Origin of the sequence: Parafannyhessea umbonata (genome assembly GCF_900105025.1) — a bacterium.
Taxonomy (GTDB): domain Bacteria; phylum Actinomycetota; class Coriobacteriia; order Coriobacteriales; family Atopobiaceae; genus Parafannyhessea; species Parafannyhessea umbonata.
This window is the reverse complement of record NZ_LT629759.1, coordinates 354,761-376,521: the sequence shown is the minus strand read 5'-3', so window position 1 is coordinate 376,521 and position 21,761 is coordinate 354,761. Positions and strand designations below refer to the sequence as shown.

The window sequence follows — 21,761 nt, the reverse complement described above, 5'->3', positions numbered from 1 at the left end:
CCTTCGAATGTCGGTCCGGCTCCCCTCCGAAGTCCATCCCAGCCATCTGTCCGCCATCCTCAGCGCCTCCCTACCTCGATTCATCGGCCAGGCTTCGGGGACTTCCCTCGACAACGCCCCCGGAGCCCTCCTCGGTCTTATCAGCCTTAGGCTCTGGCGCCACCGCAACCTCCTCGGGTTGCTTAACGTCGTCGGCAGGCATCACGAGCCTCAAATCTCCCCTCCCGCTTGCGTCCAAAAGCGACGAGACGTCGTCTGCCGGCACGGCAAGGGAAATCTGCACCGTCACACCCATCGAGCTCGTGGAACTTGGTGCCGACAACACCGTCACATCCTCGCTCAGCAGTTTCGACCCCTCGTCCGTGACCTCGTATGCAAGCAGCCTCGTTCCCTGCGGAACGCCTTTCGTCACGCCAAGCTTGTCGTTGACGGGCACGCTCATGGCCACATGGCCCGACGGGATGTCCGCAAGCTCCGAAGAGTCCCTGAACGTGAGCTTCGTGATGGGGGCGTTCTTGCTCACGGGCACGGTAACCTCACGACCAATAACGTCATCCAAGCTCGTGAGCGCCCCCTGGGGCGCAAGGTCCGCCACCCAGTCCCGCACGGACACGTCCTTCTCGCCCAGCACTTGCCCTGGCTCGAGGGCCGAGTTCGAAACCACAAGGCTCACGACCTCGCCGCCATAGCGGGCAATCGCCGCGTTCCTGACCTGCTCGGCCTGGGCGCGCACGTGGTTGCCATAGGCAGTGAAGGCGAGAAGAACGAGGACTGCGCAGGCACTGGCGAATACAAGCCTGAATCTGAGAGACATGGCCGAACCCCCATCCCTGTCACGCTTGGGCACGTCTTGTAGACAAGAGTCTGCGCCACCGGCAACCATGTGACGGCGAGTCTTAAAAGTGGCCTATCAGTTTCCTTGCGCATAAATTCAGCCTAGCTGCACTTGGAAAATCGCAGCTAGGCCATGGTGTAAAACGGCTATGTCGCCCTCGGTTACAACACTACGTCCGGATCGAGCGTCTTTGCGCTGGCACGCATCTCGGAGGCGAGCGAAACGTATGCATCGAGTCGTTCTTTTGAGAACTTCCCCTCGGCGAACGCAGACCTCACCCCGCATCCAGGCTCGTGGGTGTGCGTGCAGTCCCGGAACCGGCAGGACCGTGCAGCCTCGGCGATCTCTGGAAACACCTTCGCAAGGCCGCGCTCGTGACCCACGAGCGGAAGGCTCCGAAGACCGGGCTCGTCGACGATCACGCCAGCGCCGGGAAGGGAGACCATGCGCCTTGCGACGGTGGTGTGGCGCCCCATATCGTCAGACGCACGGACCGCGCCGGTCTCGAGCGCCTCGCGACCCAACAGCGCGTTCAACAGCGTCGACTTGCCTGCGCCCGACTCGCCCAGGACGATTGCCACCGTCCCCGCGGGAACGAGACCTCGGACATCATCCTCGCCCCATCCCGAACCGCAGCGATCGGCCGCGTCCCTGAGGCCCGCCACCGTCCTTCGCCCCGAGGCGCCAGCTGAGGTCGCGACGATGCGAACGTCCTGCCCAAGCACCTCTTGGATGAGCGCGACGTCCGTCTGTAGCATCGATGCGCCGGCGCGGTCCGCCTTCGTGAGGACCACGGCGATGTCGGCACCGCAATCGCGCGCAATGACCGCGGACCGGACGACCCTATCGACAGAAATGGGGTTGGGACCAAGGGCTTGGGTCACGAGCACCGTGTCGACGTTTGCCGCAAGCGTCTGCCTCTCGCCGCGCGAACCCCCCTTCCACCTTGCGATGTCACTCTCGCGCGGAAGAATCTTGCAGAGGATTCCCATGTCATGCCCCTCGGGACGCCGGGCGCAGACCCAGTCGCCCACCGCGGCGCGTGAGTTGTCGTCCCCCTTGGTGAGCGACGCCGCAAACTCGGTGCGGTAGACGCCTCGTGGGGTGATGACCGCGGGAAAGCCGCGGTCGAGGCGAGCGACGCAGCCGAGGTCGAGCTCTTCTCGCCTGGCCTCGCCCGCGTTGATGGTCCGTTCCACCTCCCGCTCGAAAGCCGACCGCTGGCGGTCGCTTGCGGTGAGTTCCGTGTATGCCGGCAGCTCGGACAAAGAAGAGAGCGCCGGCAGGGCCTCGTGGGCCCCACCGGCGACCGCTCTGCGCTTGTCAGCTCTGCTGGACTTGTGAGCGCGCTTTGCCATGTACCGTTACGCCTTGTTCTTCTCGACGGTGCGCATGATGGCCTTGTAGGCCTCCACGAGCGGGATGATCAGGAACGCGAGGGCCATCGCGATGCCGTACTCCGCGGCGCTGATCTCGGCGAAGTCGAACGCCCGGGCGAGCGGGGTCTCGATGACCACGAACGTCAGGACGAGGGAGAGCGCGAAGGCGCCCCAGAGCCACTTGTTCTGCGTGGGAAGCGAGAAGACCGACTTGCGGCGGCTGCGCATGTTGAACGAGTGGAACATCTCGACCATGGAGAGCGTGAGGAACGCCATGGTCATGCCGTCGAGGCCCTTGTCGGCCCCGGAGAGCACGTCGGCGAGGGGCACGCCCTCGAAGCGCAGGCCGACGAAGTACGAGGCGAGCGTGAGCGCGCCGATCATCGCACCCTGGACGAGGCAGTCGAGGCCCATGCCGCCGGCGAAGATGCCGTCGGTGGAGCTGCGGGGCTCGCGCTCCATGATGTCGGGCTCGGCCTCCTCCATCGCCATCGCGAGGGCGGGGAAGCAGTCGGTGATGAGGTTCAGCCACAGCAGGTGCGTGGGCTCGAGGATGGTGAAGCCTATGAGGGACGCGACGAAGACGGAGATGACCTCGGCGAGGTTGGAGGAGAGCAGGAAGGCGATCGACTTCCTGATGTTGTCGTAGATGCGACGCCCCTCCTCGCAGGCGTTGATGATCGTGGCGAAGTTGTCGTCCGCGAGCACCATGTCGGCGACGTTCTTCGTGACGTCGGTGCCCGTGATGCCCATGCCGATGCCTATGTCGGCGCGCTTGATGGACGGGGCGTCGTTCACGCCGTCGCCGGTCATGGCGACGACCCTGCCGAGCCTCTTCCACGTGTCGACGATGCGGGTCTTGTGCTCCGGCTGGACGCGGGCGTACACGCCGTAGTTGGAGATGTTCCTCGAGAACTCCTCGTCGCTCATGCGGTCGAGCTCTGCGCCGGTGATTGCCTGGGAGCGGTCGGCGACGATGCCGAGCTCCTTCGCGATGGCGACGGCGGTGTCGATGTGGTCGCCGGTGATCATCACGACGTTCATGCCGGCGGCATGGGCCTCGGCCACGGCCTGCCCGACCTCGGGGCGGACCGGGTCGATCATGCCACAGAGCCCGAGGAAGGTCATGTCGTGCTCGAGCGCCTCGGGCGAGAAGGACTTCGGCTCCTCCTTGCCGTAGTTGACGCGGGCTGCCGCCATCACGCGGAGGGCGTCGTCCGCCATGGCCTTGTTGGCCTCCATGATGCGCGCGCGGCGCTCGTCGGTGAGGGGCACGTCGCCCTCGGCCGTGCGGACCATGGTGCAGCGGGCGAGCACGACGTCCGGGCCGCCCTTGGTGTGCTGGACGTAGTTGCCGTCCGGCGCGAGGTTCACGACGGACATCATCTTGCGGCCGGAGTCGAACGGGGCCTCGCCAACACGGGGGTTCGCCGCGTCGAGGTCGCCCGAGGTGAAGCCGAGCTTCGCGGCGTCGGCCACGAGCGCGGCCTCCGTCGGCTCGCCCACGGCCTCGTCCCTCTGCTCGTCCCACTTCGCGTCGGAGCAGAGCGCCATGCAGCGCACGAGCCTGTCCTGGTCCTCGGTGAAGTGGCGTACGACCGTCATCTTGTTCTGCGTGAGGGTGCCCGTCTTGTCGGAGCAGATGACCTGCGTGCATCCGAGGGTCTCGACGGCCGAGAGCTTGCGGATGATCGCGTTGTGCTGGCTCATCTTCGTTACGCCGATGGACAGCACTATGGTCACGACGGCCGCGAGGCCCTCGGGGATGGCGGCGACGGCGAGCGACACCGCGACCATGAAGGTGTTCAGCACCAGGGGCATGTTGTTGAAGAAGCCCATGCCGTGCTTAAGCCACGTGACGCCGAACACGAGGGCGCAGATCACGATGCAGATGATCGAGAGGACCTTCGAGAGCTCGTCGAGCTTCTTCTGGAGAGGGGTCTCCTCGTCGGTCGCGCGGGACAGCGCGTCGGCGATCTTGCCCATCTCCGTGCCCATGCCGGTGGCGACCACGACGGCCCGCCCGCGGCCGTACACCACGGTCGAACCCATGTAGCACATGTTCTTGCGGTCGCCGAGCGGGACGTCCCCGCTCTCGGGGGCGTCGAGCGTCCCGGCGACCTTGTTCGCGGGCACGGACTCGCCCGTGAGGGCGGCCTCCTCGATCTTCATCGAGGCGCTCTCGAGGATGCGGCAGTCCGCCGGGACGGAGTCGCCCGCCTCGAGCACCACCACGTCGCCCACGACGAGCTCGGAGGAGGGCACCGCCACGATCCTGCCGTCGCGGACCGCCTTGCTCTGCGCGGCGGACATCTCCTGCAGGGCGGCCAGGGCCTCCTCGGCCTTGGACTCCTGGACCACGCCGAGCACGGCGTTCACCACCACGACGAAGCAGATGATGATCACGTCCGCAAAGTCGGCCTCGCCCTGGGCGATGCCGGTGAGCGCCGAGATGACCGCGGCCACGATCAGCATGATGATCATGGGGTCGGCCATCTGCGCGAGGAACCGCTTCCACAGCGGGTCCTTCTCGGCCTCCTTGAGCTTGTTCAAGCCGTCACGCTCGAGGCGCGCGGCAGCCTCCCCCGCAGTCAGCCCGCGCTCGCCGTCGGAGCCGACGGCCTCGAGGACTGCCGAGGAGTCTTGCAGGTATTCCTTCAATTTTCCCTCCTGGATCATTCGTCCGGCAGATTGATGCCCGATCATAATTCCCCAGGAGGGGCAAGGGCTCACCAAGGTTGCCATGCCGGACGCCCAACATGACGTCACCCATTCTACCCAAGGGTCATCGCGCGGGCGAGAAGCGCTTGGCTTGTGTGGCCTTGGACAGAAACTCCCCAGAAACAAAGGGCGGGCTTCGAAACCCGCCCCATGCTGCCGAGAGACATGGCGATGTTGCCGTTTCCGTATCTCGCCCAGCCGTTACGCCCGACGCCGCAGAACGTCACAGGTATACGTCTGCCTTCTCGCGCCCGAACTTGTGGAGCAGCTCATGGCAAGGCCTGCAGGCCGCGCAGTCGCAAAACATTGCGCCCGCCTCCTTGCGCTTCTTGGAGTGGGCGACCATCGCGTTCGCCCCTTCCTCGCCGAATACCTGTTTCCCCACATCGGAGCCTGCGAACGCAATGAGGTCGTCGATGGTGGTCCGGTGCTCGCTGATGGCATCCAGGAAGGTATCGGTGGCCTTGTCCACATCATCGCCGTTCGTGACGGCGCTCTTCCAAGCCCGGGCGAATGACTTCGTGTCCTCCGAAGCAGACGGAGCAGCGAGTATCTCATCCACCTTGGACGCAGTGTATGCCAACGTCTCCTTGTCCATTTGCACGTCCTCTCAAGAGTGACAATCGTTGCTCTCGTTATGGTACCCGTGTCTTCGTCAACTACCTTAGGAGGATTCTCCAGAAGGCACAGATGGCGCCCCGGCTAGCACGGCCGCAGTGTCGTTTGGAGAACGGTTTTGGCCGTGTGCGACGGGCTTTCCGAAGAGGGGCTGGCCCCCCGCGCCATGGACTGGTCCATACGACGGTTGACCGCACGAACGTAGACAAATCGGCGCTGACCACCACATACTTGCCCTGGCAAGCGCCAACGGGTCGTGTCGTCGCTATAATTTGGTGTATCGATAGGCTAGCGGCTGGCAAGCACAGCCTAGGCAAGGCGGCATTGCGCCGCCACGACGAAAGGATCAGGCATGAAGGTTCTTTTCTTTGGCACGCGTGGCTACGATAAGAAGTCTTTCTCGGCGGAACTCCCCAACTATCCTGACGTTCAGGTCGACTTCACCGAGGTGAACCTCACGCCCACGACCGCCGCACTCGCCAAGGGCTATGACGCCGTCTGCGCCTTCGTTAACGCCGATGTCTCCGCAATGACCCTAGAGATTCTCCGCGGCCTCGGTGTCGGCCTCGTCCTCATGCGCTGCGCCGGATTTGACGCCGTAAACGTCGACTTCGCGAAGTCCATCGGCATGAAGGTCACCCGCGTCCCCGCCTACTCCCCCGAGGCCATCGCCGAGCACGCCATCGCCCTCGCCCTCTGCGCCGACCGCCACATCCACAAGGCGTACATCCGCGTCCGCGAGAACGACTTCTCGCTCGACGGCCTCGTCGGCCACACGCTGCACGGCAAGACCGCCGGCATCATTGGCACCGGCCGCATCGGCGCCGCGCTCGCCCGCATCTGCAAGGGCTTCGGCATGACCGTCCTGGGCGCGGACCTCTATCCCAACCAGAAGCTCGTTGACGACGGCGTGATTGACAAGTACGTCGACTACGACACCATCTACGAGCAGGCCGACCTCATCAGCCTTCACGCCTTCCTGAACGAGGAGAGCTATCACCTCGTGAACGACGACACCATCGCCAAGATGAAGGACGGCGTCATCCTCATCAACACCGCACGCGGCGGTCTCGTCGACATTGAGGCGCTCATCCGCGGCATCCGCTCTGGCAAGATCGGCGCTGCCGGCCTCGACGTGTACGAGGGCGAGAACGCGAACGTGTACCAGAACCGCGAGGACCAAATCCTCGGCCACTCCATCACCGCCCGCCTCTGCTCCTTCCCCAACGTCGTCCTCACCTCGCACCAGGCGTTCTTCACCTACGAGGCGCTGCAGCAGATTGCCCAGGTCACGCTGGACAACGCAGAGCGCTACGCGAAGGGCGAGGAGTTCAGCGAGCGCAGCGTCGTCTGCTAGATGACTAGGAATCGCGGTCATTACCATTTCCTTGAACATCGCCAACTAAGTCTGCCGTCAGCGGTTTACAATAGGGCGCAAGCGGTTTGAAAGCGTTTCCAGGCGAGCCGCACACTGTGGCTCGCCTTTTTCTATGGCAGAAAGGAACAGCATGTCTACCAAGAGGACCAAGATCGTCTGCACGATGGGACCCGCGACCGAGAGCGATGAGGTTCTGCGCGAGCTCATCAAGAACGGCATGAACGTGGCCCGCTTCAACTTTAGCCACGGATCCCACGCGTACCACCGCCAGAACATCGAGCGTGTCCGCAGCATCTCCGAGGAGCTTGGCATTCCCGTCGCGATCATGCTAGACACGAAGGGCCCCGAGGTTCGCACGGGTCTTCTCGAGGGTGGCCAGAAGGTCACCGTCAACACCGGCGACAAGATTGTCGTCACCGCTCAGCCCACCACCGAGGACTGGCACGGCAACGCCGGACACATCTCCCTTGACTACCTCAACCTCCCCAAGGAGGTCGAGAAGGGATCGATCATCCTGATCGACGACGGCCTCGTGGGCCTCGAGGTCGACCACGTCGAGGGCAACGACATGCACTGCGTCGTCACGAACGGTGGCGAGATCGGCGAGAAGAAGGGCGTCAACGTCCCGAACGTCGAGATTGGCCTGCCGTCCGTCACCGAGCAGGACATCGCTGACATCATGTTTGGCTGCGAGCTTGGAATCGACGCCATCGCCGCGTCCTTCATCCGCAACGCCCAGGCGGTCGACGAGATCCGCAAGCTCTGCGCGGACAATGGCCTTCGCAACGTGTACATCTTCCCCAAGATCGAGAGCGCCCTGGGCGTGAAGAACTTCGACGAGATTCTTGCCGCCTCCGACGGCTGCATGGTTGCCCGTGGTGACCTGGGCGTCGAGATTCCCGCGCAGGAGGTCCCGCACATCCAGAAGATCATCATCAAGAAGTGCGCCCAGAGCTACAAGCCGGTCATCACGGCCACCCAGATGCTCGACTCCATGATCCGCAACCCGCGCCCGACCCGCGCCGAGGTAAACGACGTCGCGAACGCCATCTACGACGGCACCGACTGCGTCATGCTCTCCGGTGAGACCGCGGCGGGCAAGTATCCCGTCGAGGCCGTCAAGATGATGGCCTCCATCTGCAGGGAGACCGAGAAGTACCTCCCCGAGCGTCGCGAGTACCACGACCGTGGCGGCATGCGCAACGTCAACTCCGCCATCGGTCTCGCGGCCGCGGAGGTCGCGGAGCGCGTGAACGCGAAGTGCATCATCTGCCCGACCCACAGTGGCCGCACTTCTCGCCTGATCTCCAACTTCCGTCCCCGCATCCCCATCGTCGCGATGTCGCCCTCGAACCACGCCATCCGCAAGACGTGCTTCCAGTGGGGCGTCGACGCGTACAAGACCACCGAGCAGGGCTCTCTGTCCGCGACGTGCTACAACGCGCTGACCGTCGCGAAGGAGAACGGCGTCGTCGATACCGGCGACCTGGTGGTCGTCACCGCCGGTGACCCGCAGACGTCACCCTCTCAGGGCGACTACATCACGTCCACCAACATGGCGATGGTCTCCCAGATTCAGTAAGAGCCCGTCGGCTAAGGCAAGGACATGCTTCGGGGCCGTCCCTCAAGGGGCGGCCCTTTTTTCATGCGACGGATTATAGATAGAATGAATGCCACATGGCATGGCCGCCCACGGGCGGCGCGAAAGGCTACGGCAGACAGGAGGAGCCATGTCCGCAGGCATGATCACGGCACTGTGCTATCCCAAGTGCTCGACGTGCAAGAAGGCCATCAAGTGGCTGGACGAGCACGGCATACCCTACGAGTACCGCGACATCACGCTACAGAACCCCACGTCCGAGGAGCTTGCCACCTGGCACGCGCGCAGCGGGCTTCCCATCAGGAGGCTGTTCAACACGTCCGGCATGCTCTACCGTCAGATGGGACTGAAGGACAGGCTGCCAGGCATGTCCGACGAGGAGTGCTACCAGCTGCTTTCCACGGACGGCATGCTCGTGAAACGCCCACTTCTGGTGGGGGCAGACCTCGTGCTCGTAGGCTTTCGCGAAGCGGAGTGGGAGCAGCGGCTCCTGGGCTAGCGGGAAAGCCTAGCGGGAAAGCATCTACAACGAAATCGGGGACGAAATCGGGGCGCCGGGCAGTTGTGAGCCGGGCGCCCCGATGGCGTTTGATCGATCTGGGCACAAGGCCGCCCGTTACCTCTCGCAGAGCCAGAAATGCGCCGAGAAGGGCTCGACCTCGCTGCCACCGCCAAAGTCGTGGTCCGAGCCGTCTATCACGTCCTGCGCCCTGCCACAGCCAGCGTCGAAGTGGAACGTGTAGGGCTCCGCCGCGATGTTTATGGCCACGAACAGACGCTCGTGCTCGCTCTGGCGCTGGAACAGCAGCTGTTTGGGCTGTACCGCAACCTGCGAATAGTCGCCCCACGCCAGCGCCTCCGCGCCGGGGTGACCGGGCTTGCGGCACTCTGCGAGGGCAGAGACCCAATCCGTTAGGTCGTTCCACCCCGGCGCATCGAGCGCAGGCCTGAGCTCGTGATCGCCCGGGAGCTGCTCGCCCTCGATCCCCCACTCGCTTCCGTAGTACACGTTCGGGACGCCCGCCATGCCAAAGAGCAGACCATACAGCGGCCGCAGCTGACGCTTGTCGTCCAGCTTCGTCGCGATGCGCGGCACGTCGTGGTTGTCGAGGAAGTTGAGCAGGTGCCGGCCGGTATACAGGTCCCACGGGTGCGAGCCGCTCTGACGCTCGAGCGAGTACGCGATCTCGTGCATGTTTGCAGAGTTCGCGGACGACCACAAGCCCTTGTACGCCTCGTAGTTCGTGACGGAGTCGCAGAGGTCGTCGCCCATCCACTGGTTGTAGTCGCCGAACATGGTCTCGCCCAAAAGCAGGAACTTCCCGCCCTTCTCGCCCAGGCGAGAAGAACGCTTCTGCGAAAGCTCGTTCGCGATGCGGCGCAGGTAGCCGAGGAAGCCCCGGTCCAGGCAGTATGCGACGTCAAGGCGCAGCCCGTCGACATCGAACTCCGTCTCCCAGTCGCGGATGACCTTCGCGAGGTAGTCGTTCAGCTCGAAGTTGTTGTGGTTGAGCTTCACGAGGTGCCGGACGCCCTCCCAGCACTCGTAGTTGAAGCCGTCGTCCCACTCGTCGTTGGAACCCCAGTCGATGTTGAACCAGCCGGCGTACGGGCTTGCCTGGTGGTTCTTGCGGACGTCCTCGAACGCCCAGAAGCTGCGGCCCACGTGGTTGAAGACGCCGTCCAAAAGCACCTTGATGCCCGCCTCGTGGCACGCGTACACCACGTAGCGCAGGTCGTCGTTTGTGCCAAGGCGACGGTCCACCTGCGTGTAGTCGATGGTGTCGTAGCCGTGCGCCTCGCTCTCGAACACGGGGTTCAGCAGCAGGCACGTTGCGCCGAGCCTGTGCATGTGCTCCACCCAGCCGTCGTCCACGAGCTTGCGCAGCCTGTGCACGGGCTCGCTCGTCCTGTCATTCTGGTAGGGCGCACCCGTGAGCCCCAGCGGATAGACCTGATAGACAACCGATTCCTCGTACCAGCTCATACAGCCTCCCCCATTGCGGGACGTGTGTTTCGCCCGGCCCGCCGCCCTTGGCAGGCGTCCGCGCTAGGCGCGGTGTGTCTCGTTGCTGATGACGCACCTGTTTGCGGGCAACCAGACGCTGCCCCACTCGAACGGCACGCCGTTGTCGAGCCTGACCAGCTGGTCAAGCTCCAGCACCGGCGCATGCTCGTCACATTCCAGGTAGCCTCCCCTCACCTTGCCCGCCGTGCGGGCGGTGTAGACCATCTCGGAACGGCCGATCTCGTGCCCGCTCGTTCGCTCCACGGCCGCGAACAGCGCCTCGTGCTCGAAGTTCGCGTCCTCGATCCCAGGGCACACGCTCAGGTTCAGGTGGCTCTCGATGAACATCACGGCGCGGTGGCTCACGTAGCGCACGCGGCACAGGTACAGGTAGTCATCGCCCACGTCTATCTGCAGGTTCTCCGCGCAGAGGGGGCCTGCCTGCCTCACCTCGGACTTCACGACCCTCGTCAGGTACTTTATGCCCTGCGCGCTCATGGACTCGCCAAACGAGAGCAGGCGGTTGGAGCTCGGCCGCGCCATGACGGGCTGCACCACGAAGGTGCCGCGGCCGCGCTGCTGCACGAGCAGCCCCTCGTCCACAAGCTGGCGGATGCCCTTCTGGACCGTGCCGCGGGACAGGTGGAGCATATCCATCAGCTCGTGCTCGGACGGGATGGGCTCGTCCACCCCCCAGTCCTTTGAGTAGATCTTCTCGCGCACGTAGTCCGAGACCTGGACGTACAGCAGCTCGCCATCAGACTTGTCGAACTTGGGCATGCATCAACCCTTCCGCGGCAGCCAGTGGATCGCCGCATTTAGCCTCGTGCGCCTGCGACCGCCCTACGCGTTGCCGTCGCTGCCGATCTCGCCGCACTCCAGTGCGCCACGTTCGGCGTAGGCCCTCAGATTCCTGACCATTAGATGATAGACATTTTCGTACGTTTGCGAGAAGAACGACGCGTCGAGCATGCAATAGCGCGGCGTGTCCGCGATGTGATGCTCGCTGTTTTGCTCCACCACGTCGTCCGCGACGGCTATGGCGCGAATCGCGTCCGCCTCTGCTATGGGATACTGCGGAAACGCGGCCGCCTGCTGCAGGACGGATCTGCTGACCTGCGGTGCTATGTCAAGCTCGAGCGTACGGCCAAACAGGTCGAAGTCCGCCTGCTTGCGCTTGCGGGTCTCCTCCCCCGGCTCTATGCCGCGCTCTGCTATGTAGCGGTTGTTAGCGGCGTTGTACACGTTGTCCGCCAGAAGGTGCATCCACGCGCCGAGCACCACGTCGGACACGCGGCCGCGCTCGTCCGCGGAGGCGCGCGCGTAGCGCGTCCAGAAGTCCCAGTACGCCGGCTGCGGAACGAAGGCCGGATCCGCGAAGTGCGTCACCCGGTACGGCACCTTGCGTGAGATGGGCTGCACCAGGTAGCCCACGTAGATGTCCGGCACGAGGTTGCCGAACAGGAACGCGTTCGCGTCGCGAATGCCCAGTGCCCGCGCGTCCTGCTCGTGGAGCAGGCGCTGCACGTGGGCGATATGTATGTTCCAGCTTGGCATAGGGTCCATTCTATGCGTAAACGCCGAAGGCGTGCACGAAGCATGGCGCATCGGCAGCCAAAGACACCAAGTTCGCACCCAACGCCGGCAGGCAGCCCCTCCGAGACACTGCCCGGGAGGGGCCTTTGGCCCATGGCCGTGGCACGACCGGGGGACGCGCCCTTCTCGCCCGGCGACGGCGCACGGCACCCGTACGACGGGACGGAAGCCGTACGCCGCAAATGGGGCGGAGCGTGGGGCGAATTGCGCGCCGCTAGCTGCGGACCTCGCCTCCGGTGGACTTCATGACCTTCGTCACGAGCTTGTTGTGGGCCTTCTCGACCTCCTCGGAGGTGAGGGTGTGGTCGGCCGCGCGGTAGGTGAGCGAGAAGGCCATGGACTTCTTGCCCTCGCCCACGCGGACCTTGTCGCGGTACACGTCGAAGAGGCGTACGTCCGAAAGGAGCTTGCCGCCCGCGCTCTGGATGCGCTGGACAACCTGCTCGCACGTCATGTCCTCGTCCACGACGAGCGCGAGGTCGATGGAGACGCCGGGCAGCGTCGGGACCTCCTTGTACGGGAGCTCGCGCTGGGCAAGGCGCAGCAGCGCCTTGACGGAGAGCTCGAACGCGACGACGGGGACGTCCAGGTCGAAGTTCTTAAGGCTCGACGGGTGGATGTTGCCGACCCAGCCGAGCAGCTCGCCCTGGGCGAGGACCTCGGCCGCACGGCCGGGCTGGAGCCAGCCGTACTGCTTGGGGTCCGCGGCCTTGAAGCGGACCTTCGTGATGCGCAGGGCGTCAAGCAGGTTCTCGACCACGCCCTTGGCGTCGAAGAAGTCGAGCTTGCCATACTTCCTGTTCCACTGGTCGTCGTTCCACGCGCCGCACATGACGCCGGCGACGTAGCTGGGCTCGTCGGGCTGGCTCTTGTGCTCGTGGCCGAAGAAGACGCGGCCGACCTCGTAGAGGTGGACGTTCTGCACGCCATGGTCGAGGTTGTAGGCCACGGAGCGGAGGAGTCCCGGGATCATGTCGCGGCGCATCTGGGACTGGTCGGCCACGAGCGGGCGCATGATCTTCACGGGGACGCCACGGCCCTCCTCGCTCATGCCGAGGCGCTCGAGGTCCCTGGGGTCGGCGAAGTTGTACGTGGACGTCTCGCTGAGGCCGCTCGCGCGCAGGACCTGACCGATCTTGCGCACGCGCTGCTGCTCGACGGTGAGGCCGCCGGCATGGTTTTTGGCAGCGGGGAGCGTGGGCTCGACGTCGCCCTCGCCCCAGAGGCGCAGCACCTCCTCGACGAGGTCGATCTCGCGCGTGAGGTCCGGACGGTTCGTGGGCGCGATCACGTGCATGGGAGCGTGCTCGTCCGCGCCGCGCGCGACGGTGCAGCCCAGGCGCTCCAGGCGACGCGCCATGAACTCGGTCTCGATGGGAGCGCCCGTGAGCGCGCGGACGCGGTCGGGACGAAGGTCCATCTGCGGCGCGTCGACCGGCGCGGGGTACGCGTCGACCATGCCCTCGCACACGTCCGCGCCGCAGCACTGCTCGAACAGCGCGGCCGCGACGTCGCTCACCAGGGCGCAGCGCGCGCCGTCGACCTGGCGCTCGTAGCGGATGGACGCCTCGCTCATGAGGTCGAGGTTGCGGCTCGTGCGGCTGACGTGGCCCTTGTCGAACACGGCGCTCTCGAGAAGGACGTCCACGGTGCCGTCGTCGATGTCTGAGTTCAGGCCGCCCATGACGCCGGCGAGCGCCACGGGCGCGTTGCCATCGTCCGTGATGACGGCCATGTCCGGCGTGAGCGTGCGCTCCTGGCCGTCGAGGGTCACGAGCTTCTCGCCCTCGTGCGCCGCGCGCACGACGATGTGTCGCTTGCCGTCGCGTGCCGAAACCTTGCCCAGGTCGAACGCATGCAGCGGCTGGCCCGTGAGGAACATGACGTAGTTGGTGACGTCGACCACGTTGTTGATGGGGCGTGCGCCTGCGGCGATGACGCACTTTGCGAGCCACTCGGGGCTGGGGCCTATCTTCACGTTGCGCACGACGCGCGCGGTGTAGCGGCCGCACAGCTCCGCGTCGTCAATCGTGACGTCGACCATGTCGGCCGTGCGGCCGAACTCTGCGGACTCGTTCTTGATGGCGGGGAGCTCGATGTGGGTGTCCTCGTCGAGCATTGCCGAGACCTCGGTCGCCATGCCGCACATGGACAGGCAGTCCGGGCGGTTCGGCGTGATCTCGCAGTCGATCACCGTGTCGCTCATGCCCTTCCACTCCACGAAGTCGACGCCCACGGGCGCGTCCTTCGGCAGGATCATGATGCCGGAGTGGTCCGCGTCGAGCCCGAGCTCGCGGCTGGAGCAGTTCATGCCGAACGAGTCGACGCCGCGGAGCTTGCCCTTCTTGATCTTGACGTCGCCGGGCAGGGTTGCGCCCACGAGTGCGGTGACGGTCTTGTCACCCACCTCGAAGTTCTGGGCGCCGCACACCACCTGCAGCGGGCAGGGCTCGCCCTTCTCGTCCACGTTGTACTTGCCCACGTCCATCTTGCAGACGTACATGTGGTCGGAGTCCGGATGGGGCACCTTCTCGAGCACCTGGGACGTCACGACGCGGGTGATGTCCGCGCCTACGCGCTCGACCGCCTCGACCTCCGTGCCGGTGCGGACGAACTCCCTCACGAGGTCCTGGGGGTCCTCGGGCACGTCCACCATGGTCTTGAGCCACTCATAAGAGACACGCATCTTGTTGCCTTTCTTTGCGGGAGCCTGCGCGGCCGCCCGCACGTCGCCTTTGTCTGGGGTGCGCCCCCGCGTGCGCGGGGTGCGCGGCAGCTAGAACTGCCTGAGGAAGCGCATGTCGCCGGTCATGAGCATGCGCAGGTCCGGCAGGTCGTAGCGCAGGGCCGCGACGCGCTCCACGCCGATGCCGAAGGCGAAGCCGGAGTACTTCTCGGGGTCGATGCCGCAGTAGCGGAACACGTTGGGGTCCACCATGCCGCAGCCCAGGATCTCGAGCCAGCCGGTGTTCTTGCAGAAGCGGCAGCCCTTGCCGTGGCACACGCCGCAGCTGACGTCGACCTCGCAGCTGGGCTCCGTGAACGGAAAGAAGTGCGGACGGTAGCGCGTGGCGCGGTCCTTGCCAAAGATCTCGCGGCAGAAGTAGTCCAGCGTGCCCTTAAGGTCGCCAAACGTGATGCCCTCGTCCACGACGAGGCCCTCGACCTGGGTGAACTGCGGCAGGTGGTTTGCGTCGGCCGTGTCGGGGCGGAACACCGTGCCCGGGCAGATCATGTAGATGGGGGGCTTCTTCTCCTCCATCGTGTGCACCTGCACGCCGGAGGTCTGGGTGCGCAGCAGGACGTCCGACTCGCCCAGGACGTGCTTCTCCTTGCCCTCGGGCGCGTTGTCCACCACGTAGAACGTGTCCTTCGCCGAGCGGCTGGGGTGATCCTCCGGGGCGTTCAGGGCCGTGAAGTTGTAATAGGTGGTCTCGACGTACGGGCCGTCCTCCACGGTGTAGCCCAGGCCGCAGAAGATGTCCTCTATCTCCTCGCGGATCTGGCTGATGAGGTGCTCGGTCCCGGGGCTCAGCCTGCGTCCCGGCAAGGTGACGTCGGCTGCCTCCGCCATGATCTTCTCGTCCATCGCGCGCTTCGCGATCTCGAGGCGCGCCTGCTTGATGGCACTGTCCACGTTGGCGCGCACCGTGTTCGCGAGCTTGCCCATCGCGGGGCGCTCCTCGGGCGGCACCTTGCCCATCATGTGCATGATCGCGGTGAGCGAGCCCTTCTTGCCCAGCGCCGCCACGCGGATCTTCTCAAGGTCCTCCAGGCTGTGCGCGCCCGCAAGCGCCTCCTGCACCCGCTCCTGAATCGCGTTCAGGTCGTCCGACATTGCCATGAAAATCCCCCTTTAAACAAAAACCGTCCTCGAGCACATGGCTCAAGGACGGAGTTATCCGCGGTACCACCTTGATTGGCGTTCACGTTGTCTCTCGCGAGCACCCACTCGTTGAGCCCCGTTCCGTGGGGCGGACGGCTTCCCTACTTGCCGGCGTCTGCCCGCGGGCGTTCAGGTCGCGGCTGGTGGAGTGAACTTCGTCCGTCAGCCTTCGTAGGAGCCTCTCAGCCGATGAGCTCCCTCTCTGTCCTCCGGCGACGCGACGGCCGAACCTCTCCGTCATTGCCTAGTGGCTGAGGATAGCACAGAACGCCCCCAAGGGCGAGAAGAACGCGGACATTCACAACTCGCAGCGCGCGGGACGCGCGGGCGACGGGGACGGGTCGCATGCGTCGCGCGCTACGCGGTAAACGGCCACTCCCCCGCGGCGAGCGACTCGATCGCGTCCGCCACGGACTCCTTCGAGCTCGGCCCAATGTGCCAGCGGGCGGCCGCAGCCGCCTCCGGCGTCGCGTTTTCCACCGCCACGGAGTTGGGGATGGCCTCGAACATAGAGAGGTCGTTCCCGGCGTCGCCGAAGACCACGACCTCGTCCGTGCCGATTCCCAGCTCGCGCGCCAGCGCGAGTATGCCCGTCGCCTTGTTCCACCCCGCGCGCATGACGTTCGTGAAGCCCGGCTGCGGATAGTCGAAGTCGAGGCCGTCCACCCCCTGGTTCAGGGCCTCGACCATGGCGCGCGAGTCCTTCTCGCCCGCAGGCGCAAGCGCGCCGTCCGCGGACTCCTGGGCCAGAAACACGTTAGCCTTGGTCGCCGCGAAGTCCGGAAGCCCCATCGCCGTGCCATCCGGACGCGTGCGACAGGCCGCGGCGTACGCGGGAAACGTTGCCCTGAGGTCCTCGAGGTCGCCGCTCACGAGCGAGGGCGTCGCGCCGTCGAACGCGATGACCCCCGCATGCGGAAACCGCGCCGCGACCTTTGTCACCTTCGCAAGCGCGCCGCCGCTGAAGTTGGCCTCGCGAATCTTGCGGCCGTCCAGGAACACCTGGTTCCCGTTCGTCGCGACGCACGTCCGGAAGCACTCCGCGTCGCCCGAGAAGAGCGGCTCCAGCCAGTCGAAGCCGCGTCCCGTGGCCGGCCCCACATGGATGCCCGCCTCCATGGCATGGTGCATCGCCGCGCGCGTGCGGGGCGGCACGGCGTCGAGCCCCCACGGAAGCAGCGTGCGGTCGATGTCCGCAAGGATGAGCCTGATCTTCTGACGTGCCATTTCGTTCCTCTTTCGCGCGGTGTGTGCCATAAAACATCACAGCGTATGATACGGCAACGCCCGCTCCCGTCACGGCAACGCCTGCTCCTGGCAGCACGCCCCGCCATGCAAACGGGGCCCGGCCTTGGCCGAGCCCCGCATCCCGATCAAAAGCTCCTGCATGCCCCCGGCCCAAGCCGACGGCGCCCAGCTCGTCCTACTCGAAGCAGCCCGCGACGATCGCGGCAAGCTTCTCGGGGTCGTCGCAGGTCAGAAGGTCGCTGCGGAACGACTCCTTCGTCAGCATGATGGCGACCTCGCTCAGTAGCTGCAGGTGCGTCGTGCCCTTGTCCTCCTGCGGGGTGCAGATCGCAATGGCGACCTTGATGGGCTTCTTGTCCATCGACTCCCACTCGATGTCGCCGGCAAACTTCACCAGCAGGACGGCCGTCTGCTTGATGGCATCGCTCTTCGCGTGCGGAATGGCAAAGCCGTCCATCATTCCCGTGGTGCCCTCGGACTCGCGAGCCTTGAAGGCGTCCAGCACTGCCTTCTCGTCGTCGGCATAACCGAGCTCGACCATCTTCTTCGACAGGAACTCAAGAGCCTCGTCTACGTTCTTCGCAGGGTTGTCAAGAAACACGTGGGACGACTTAACGAAATCTGCCATGACAGTCTCCTTTGGCAAAGCCGGTTACCAACACTCTTAAATCCAATTGTATCCGCGTAAACGGTGGCCAACGTCATAAAAGAAGCAAAAGTTTGCTGCTCACGCATTCGTGGACATTTCCTCCCGACACCGTCCGTCGCCACCATTGCGGGCGAGAAGAGCGCGGCCACGCACTTCTCGCCCAGCCTTCGCACCTGGCGTTACTCGCCCTTCGCAGCCTCCTGCAGCGCCGCGTATGCGACGCCGTACATGCCGGCCTCGTTGCCGAGGCTGCACGGCAGGATGCGCGCGCTCGCGCTGGTCGAGAGGCAGTGCGACCTGAACGAGGCCGCAAGCCTCTCCGCAAACAGGTCGAAGCCGCCGGCCACGCCGCCGCCAATCAGGTACGCCGCCGGGTCAATCACGCAGCTGATCTGCGCAAGCGCAAGGCCCAGCGTGTCGCACATCTGGTCGATGGCGCGCTCGGCGCACGCGTCGCCGTCGCGGCACGCGTCGAAGACCGTGATGGTGTCCGTCGCGTGCTCCGGCTTCGGGTGCTCGCCGCCATCGGCCTTGCATGCCTGCTGGTACAGCCAGACGATGCCCGTCGCGGACGCGTACTGCTCCAGGCAGCCCCTGCGCCCGCAGCCGCACACGCGCGTCTCCCCCGCGTTCACGGTGATGTGGCCGATCTCGCCACCGGCGCCAAACGCACCGCAGACCAGCTTTCCGCCGGTCACGACGCCGCCGCCCACGCCGGTGCCCAGCGTCACCATCACGAAGCTCGAAAGGTCGCGCGCAGAGCCCTGCCACAGCTCGCCGAGCGCCGCCGCGTTCGCGTCGTTCACGAACGCGAGGGCCGCTTTGCCAAACTCGTGCTTGATCGCGGTCTTCAGCCCGTCGGGGTCGAGCCTTATGTTCGGCAGCATGCCCACGCGGCCGCCGTCATCCACGGGTCCGGGGATGTCCAGCCCCACAGCCGCCACGTCGTCCGGCAAGAATCCGGCGCCAACCACGAGCGAGCTCAGCCCCTCGCACACCTCCGCGAACGCCTTCTCGTCGTCGATGGCTCCGGTCGGGATCTTCTTCACCTCCACGAGCTTGCCCTCCGGCGTAAACAGCCCCGCCTTGATGCTCGTTCCGCCAATGTCGATACCCAGCACGCAACTCATAAGGGCTCCTCTCCCCGGCACGCGCCGGGACGGACAACGTGTTCCAAATACCTAAGAGTATCGTCCAAGTCGGCCGCGCGCACGCCCAGAACCCGCAACATGTCCGCCTGGGAGCGCATCTGGTCGACGGGCGAGCAAGCGTTGGCGCCGCACGGCGCCCCATGCGCGTCAACGCACCAAATCGCGCGTGTCGCCGCTCCCGCAAACCTTCCAATCACGCTAGACTTGTGCATCAGTAGCACGAATTCCGCAGCCCCACCACCACCGGCCACCACGCCGGCCATGGCAGGGCAGGCAAGGAGAAGAACATGCCCTCAGATGATTCCAAGCGCAGGCAAGAGGCGAGAAAGGCCGCGTCCACCGGCGCAGTGCCCTCGTTCCTGAGCATCTTCGCCCACGCGGCCGACAGGTTCGAGGATCCCGCACCGGTTGTCGAGGGCGAGCCCGTCGGCGATGGCGACCTCACGATAGAGCGCGGTCCCAACCTGGACGAGGCCGAGCAGACGCCCGCGGCAACGGCTCCGGAGCCCGCACCCGCCCCAGAGCCGGTGGAGCCGGCTGATGCCGTTGAGCAGATGTACCGTCAGGAGGTCGCGAAGGCGGCACCGGAGGCCGCCGACGAGGAGGCGCCCCACGCGGCCAGGCCCAGTCGGCCGAAGCCGGCGGACGGGCGCGAGGCCATGGGCGTGCCGCGAAAGCCGGCTCCCGCGGCCATCAGCAACCCCAAGGAGGACATCGCCTCCCTTAACGACCTGGAGCGTCACCTGTACGCGCACCGCTACGCGCGCATCGGCATCTCGTGCTACGGCCCGTCCATCGACCCGGCGAAGGCCGTGGGCGACCGCGGCGAGGCCCAGGCCATCCTCGAGCAGGAGGATAAGGAGCTCGTCTGCAACCCGGAGACCGGCGCCATGCTCGAGCGTCTCAACTCCATGCCCGATATCCTGACCGAGACCCAAAAGGCCCAGGTCAAGATTCTGCGCCGCGACCGCGCGCAGATGGTCGACGTCCCGGACGACGTCCAGATGGACTTCACGCGCCTGCTCGCCGAGTCTGACAGCGTCTGGCAGAGGGCGAAGGCCGCGAACGACTTTGCGTCGTTCGAGCCCTACCTCGACAGGATCGTCCAGACCATGGTCAAGATCGCCCACTATCGCAACGCGGACGCCGACCCGTACGACGTCTGGCTCGACAGCTTCGAGCATGGCTGCGACCGCGCGTTCTACGACGAGTTCTTCGGCCAGGTCAAGGGCATCGTCGTGCCGCTTTTCGCAGAGATCCGCCGCCGCGGCTGGCAGCCGGACCGCTCCGTGATCGAGGGCCGCTTCGACGAGCGCCGCCAGTGGGCGCTCGCAAGCGACCTCGTCGACCTCGAGGGGCTCGACCGCGACGCCCTGTTCGTCACCACGACGGAGCACCCGTACTCCGACGCCCTCACCACCAACTACTCCATCATCGCCGCCCACGTGTACGAGAACGACGTCGTCTCGAACGTGTACACGATGCTGCACGAGGGCGGCCACACGCTGTACGAGTGCGGCGTGAACCCGGACTTCAACTACACCTCGCTCAAGGGCGGCACCTCCGCCGGCATGCACGAGGCGCAGTCCCGCTTCTTCGAGAACTACGTCGGCCGTAGCCGCGCGTTCGCCGCACCGCTGCTCAAGACCATGGCAAGCCACTTCCGCGGCCAGCTCGGTCGCGTCACGCCGAACCAGTTCTACCTCGCGGTCAACAGGGCCGAGGGCGGCCTCATCCGCACCGAGGCCGACGAGCTCACCTATCCGCTGCACGTGCTCGTGCGCTACGAGATAGAGCAGATGCTCTTCTCGGGCCAGATCGCCGCCAAGGACGTGCCTGCGGTCTGGGGCCAGAAGTACAAGGACTACCTCGGCGTCGACGTCCCGGACGACACCCATGGCTGCCTGCAGGATTCCCACTGGGCAGACGGCCTGTTCGGCTACTTCCCCACCTACGCGCTCGGCGGCGCCATCGGCGCGCAGCTGCGCCACCAGATGATCGCCGAGGGCATGGACTGGGAGGGCCTGCTCTCCAAGGGCGACCTCGCTCCCGTGCGCGAGTGGCTGCGCACGCGCATCTGGCAGTACGGCCGCTCCAAGGACTCCGCGGAGCTCATCCAGAACGCGTGCGGCGAGCCGTTCAACGCCACCTACTACACCGACTACCTGCTCCAGAAGTTCTGCGCCATCTACGGCGTCAGGATGGCGGAGCCCGAGGACGGCGGTCAGGCGTGAGGGCATGCGTCCAGCGCGTCAGCGAGGCCAGCGTATCCGTGGACGGAAGCGTCACGGGAAGCTGTGGCCGCGGGTTTCTCGTCCTTCTGGGCGTCGGCCCCAACGACGACGAGCAGGCCGCGCGGCGCCTATGGGAGAAGATCTTCCGCCTCAGGGTGTTCGACGACCGTGACGGCAAGATGAACCTCTCGCTGGCACAGGTGGACGGCGAGGTGCTCGTGGTGAGCCAGTTCACGCTCTATGCGGACTGCAGGCGCGGCAACCGGCCGTCGTTCACGGACGCCGCTCCCCCAGAACTCGGAGAGCGCCTGTACAACAACTTCCTCGAGCTCGCCGCCAACGACGTCCGTCACGTAGGCCACGGCGTCTTTGGCGCAGACATGCAGGTGTCTCTCGTAAACGACGGCCCCATCACCATATGGCTCGACACGGACGAGCTGTCAAGACCCAGGAGGTAG

Annotated in this window: 17 protein-coding genes; 5 read left to right on the top strand and 12 right to left on the bottom strand. The window is 65.6% G+C overall.

Annotation, left to right across the window (positions count from 1 at the left end; translation table 11 throughout):
- Positions 1 to 70 precede the first annotated feature (70 nt).
- The 4 genes from BLT96_RS01795 to BLT96_RS01780 form a co-directional block, all read right to left on the bottom strand.
- Positions 71 to 814 (bottom strand): SAF domain-containing protein, encoded by a 744-nt coding sequence (locus BLT96_RS01795; protein WP_090864091.1) that lies wholly within the window; start codon positions 812 to 814, stop codon positions 71 to 73.
- A gap of 182 nt (positions 815 to 996) precedes the next feature.
- The gene (gene rsgA / locus BLT96_RS01790; RefSeq protein WP_090861361.1) at positions 997 to 2,193 is read right to left on the bottom strand and encodes a ribosome small subunit-dependent GTPase A; all 1,197 of its coding nucleotides are present in this window, start codon (positions 2,191 to 2,193) and stop codon (positions 997 to 999) included.
- 6 nt (positions 2,194 to 2,199) lie between these two features.
- On the bottom strand, positions 2,200 to 4,875 hold the full coding sequence (locus BLT96_RS01785; protein ID WP_090861360.1) for a cation-translocating P-type ATPase: 2,676 nt from the start codon (positions 4,873 to 4,875) through the stop codon (positions 2,200 to 2,202).
- A 283-nt stretch (positions 4,876 to 5,158) separates the two neighbouring features.
- Positions 5,159 to 5,533 (bottom strand): hypothetical protein, encoded by a 375-nt coding sequence (locus BLT96_RS01780; RefSeq protein ID WP_090861359.1) that lies wholly within the window; start codon positions 5,531 to 5,533, stop codon positions 5,159 to 5,161.
- Positions 5,534 to 5,905: 372 nt separating this feature from the next.
- On the opposite strand from BLT96_RS01780, the gene BLT96_RS01775 reads away from it, so the two are divergent.
- The 3 genes from BLT96_RS01775 to BLT96_RS01765 all read left to right on the top strand — a co-directional run bounded on the left by BLT96_RS01775 (position 5,906) and on the right by BLT96_RS01765 (position 9,030).
- Entirely contained in the window at positions 5,906 to 6,910 is a 1,005-nt protein-coding gene (locus tag BLT96_RS01775) for a 2-hydroxyacid dehydrogenase (protein WP_090861358.1), read from the top strand.
- A gap of 151 nt (positions 6,911 to 7,061) precedes the next feature.
- On the top strand, positions 7,062 to 8,513 hold the full coding sequence (pyk, locus tag BLT96_RS01770; protein ID WP_090845032.1) for a pyruvate kinase: 1,452 nt from the start codon (positions 7,062 to 7,064) through the stop codon (positions 8,511 to 8,513).
- 148 nt (positions 8,514 to 8,661) lie between these two features.
- A complete protein-coding gene (locus tag BLT96_RS01765) occupies positions 8,662 to 9,030 on the top strand; it encodes an arsenate reductase family protein (RefSeq protein WP_197674377.1) in 369 nt (122 codons plus the stop codon).
- Between the two features lie 117 nt (positions 9,031 to 9,147).
- Here BLT96_RS01765 and BLT96_RS01760 read toward each other — a convergent pair whose 3' ends face one another.
- From BLT96_RS01760 to BLT96_RS01725, 8 genes are all read right to left on the bottom strand, one after another.
- On the bottom strand, positions 9,148 to 10,518 hold the full coding sequence (locus BLT96_RS01760) for an alpha-amylase family glycosyl hydrolase (protein WP_090861356.1): 1,371 nt from the start codon (positions 10,516 to 10,518) through the stop codon (positions 9,148 to 9,150).
- Between the two features lie 63 nt (positions 10,519 to 10,581).
- The gene (locus BLT96_RS01755; RefSeq protein ID WP_090845028.1) at positions 10,582 to 11,319 is read right to left on the bottom strand and encodes a GntR family transcriptional regulator; all 738 of its coding nucleotides are present in this window, start codon (positions 11,317 to 11,319) and stop codon (positions 10,582 to 10,584) included.
- Positions 11,320 to 11,382: 63 nt separating this feature from the next.
- Entirely contained in the window at positions 11,383 to 12,096 is a 714-nt protein-coding gene (locus BLT96_RS01750) for a hypothetical protein (RefSeq protein WP_090861355.1), read from the bottom strand.
- Positions 12,097 to 12,349: 253 nt separating this feature from the next.
- Positions 12,350 to 14,821 (bottom strand): phenylalanine--tRNA ligase subunit beta, encoded by a 2,472-nt coding sequence (gene pheT / locus BLT96_RS01745; RefSeq protein ID WP_090864088.1) that lies wholly within the window; start codon positions 14,819 to 14,821, stop codon positions 12,350 to 12,352.
- 90 nt (positions 14,822 to 14,911) lie between these two features.
- A complete protein-coding gene (gene pheS / locus BLT96_RS01740) occupies positions 14,912 to 15,979 on the bottom strand; it encodes a phenylalanine--tRNA ligase subunit alpha (protein ID WP_090845023.1) in 1,068 nt (355 codons plus the stop codon).
- Between the two features lie 399 nt (positions 15,980 to 16,378).
- Complete coding sequence (locus BLT96_RS01735) at positions 16,379 to 17,248, bottom strand: HAD family hydrolase (protein WP_090861354.1); 870 nt, start codon at positions 17,246 to 17,248, stop codon at positions 16,379 to 16,381.
- A gap of 196 nt (positions 17,249 to 17,444) precedes the next feature.
- Positions 17,445 to 17,897 (bottom strand): fructose PTS transporter subunit IIA, encoded by a 453-nt coding sequence (locus tag BLT96_RS01730; protein WP_090861353.1) that lies wholly within the window; start codon positions 17,895 to 17,897, stop codon positions 17,445 to 17,447.
- Between the two features lie 200 nt (positions 17,898 to 18,097).
- Positions 18,098 to 19,048 (bottom strand): ROK family protein, encoded by a 951-nt coding sequence (locus BLT96_RS01725; RefSeq protein WP_090861352.1) that lies wholly within the window; start codon positions 19,046 to 19,048, stop codon positions 18,098 to 18,100.
- Between the two features lie 308 nt (positions 19,049 to 19,356).
- On the opposite strand from BLT96_RS01725, the gene BLT96_RS01715 reads away from it, so the two are divergent.
- Together BLT96_RS01715 and dtd are read left to right on the top strand one after the other, a co-directional pair.
- Positions 19,357 to 21,303, top strand: a complete 1,947-nt coding sequence (locus BLT96_RS01715; RefSeq protein WP_245719295.1) for a carboxypeptidase M32 — start codon at positions 19,357 to 19,359, stop codon at positions 21,301 to 21,303.
- On the top strand, positions 21,300 to 21,761 hold the full coding sequence (gene dtd, locus BLT96_RS01710) for a D-aminoacyl-tRNA deacylase (protein WP_090861350.1): 462 nt from the start codon (positions 21,300 to 21,302) through the stop codon (positions 21,759 to 21,761). The genes BLT96_RS01715 and dtd overlap by 4 nt, the downstream gene beginning before the upstream one ends.

What these genes read in the sequence shown, in the direction of transcription:
- pheS (WP_090845023.1), bottom strand. Translation starts at nt 15,979, where the DNA reads ATGGCAATGTCGGACGACCTGAACGCGATTCAGGAGCGGGTGCAGGAG.
- BLT96_RS01760 (WP_090861356.1), bottom strand. Translation starts at nt 10,518, where the DNA reads ATGAGCTGGTACGAGGAATCGGTTGTCTATCAGGTCTATCCGCTGGGG.
- BLT96_RS01730 (WP_090861353.1), bottom strand. Translation starts at nt 17,897, where the DNA reads ATGGCAGATTTCGTTAAGTCGTCCCACGTGTTTCTTGACAACCCTGCG.
- rsgA (WP_090861361.1), bottom strand. Translation starts at nt 2,193, where the DNA reads ATGGCAAAGCGCGCTCACAAGTCCAGCAGAGCTGACAAGCGCAGAGCG.
- BLT96_RS01750 (WP_090861355.1), bottom strand. Translation starts at nt 12,096, where the DNA reads ATGCCAAGCTGGAACATACATATCGCCCACGTGCAGCGCCTGCTCCAC.
- BLT96_RS01765 (WP_197674377.1), top strand. Translation starts at nt 8,662, where the DNA reads ATGTCCGCAGGCATGATCACGGCACTGTGCTATCCCAAGTGCTCGACG.
- BLT96_RS01795 (WP_090864091.1), bottom strand. Translation starts at nt 814, where the DNA reads ATGTCTCTCAGATTCAGGCTTGTATTCGCCAGTGCCTGCGCAGTCCTC.
- BLT96_RS01735 (WP_090861354.1), bottom strand. Translation starts at nt 17,248, where the DNA reads ATGGCACGTCAGAAGATCAGGCTCATCCTTGCGGACATCGACCGCACG.
- pyk (WP_090845032.1), top strand. Translation starts at nt 7,062, where the DNA reads ATGTCTACCAAGAGGACCAAGATCGTCTGCACGATGGGACCCGCGACC.
- BLT96_RS01715 (WP_245719295.1), top strand. Translation starts at nt 19,357, where the DNA reads ATGCCCTCAGATGATTCCAAGCGCAGGCAAGAGGCGAGAAAGGCCGCG.
- BLT96_RS01780 (WP_090861359.1), bottom strand. Translation starts at nt 5,533, where the DNA reads ATGGACAAGGAGACGTTGGCATACACTGCGTCCAAGGTGGATGAGATA.
- BLT96_RS01775 (WP_090861358.1), top strand. Translation starts at nt 5,906, where the DNA reads ATGAAGGTTCTTTTCTTTGGCACGCGTGGCTACGATAAGAAGTCTTTC.
- BLT96_RS01725 (WP_090861352.1), bottom strand. Translation starts at nt 19,048, where the DNA reads ATGAGTTGCGTGCTGGGTATCGACATTGGCGGAACGAGCATCAAGGCG.
- BLT96_RS01755 (WP_090845028.1), bottom strand. Translation starts at nt 11,319, where the DNA reads ATGCCCAAGTTCGACAAGTCTGATGGCGAGCTGCTGTACGTCCAGGTC.
- pheT (WP_090864088.1), bottom strand. Translation starts at nt 14,821, where the DNA reads ATGCGTGTCTCTTATGAGTGGCTCAAGACCATGGTGGACGTGCCCGAG.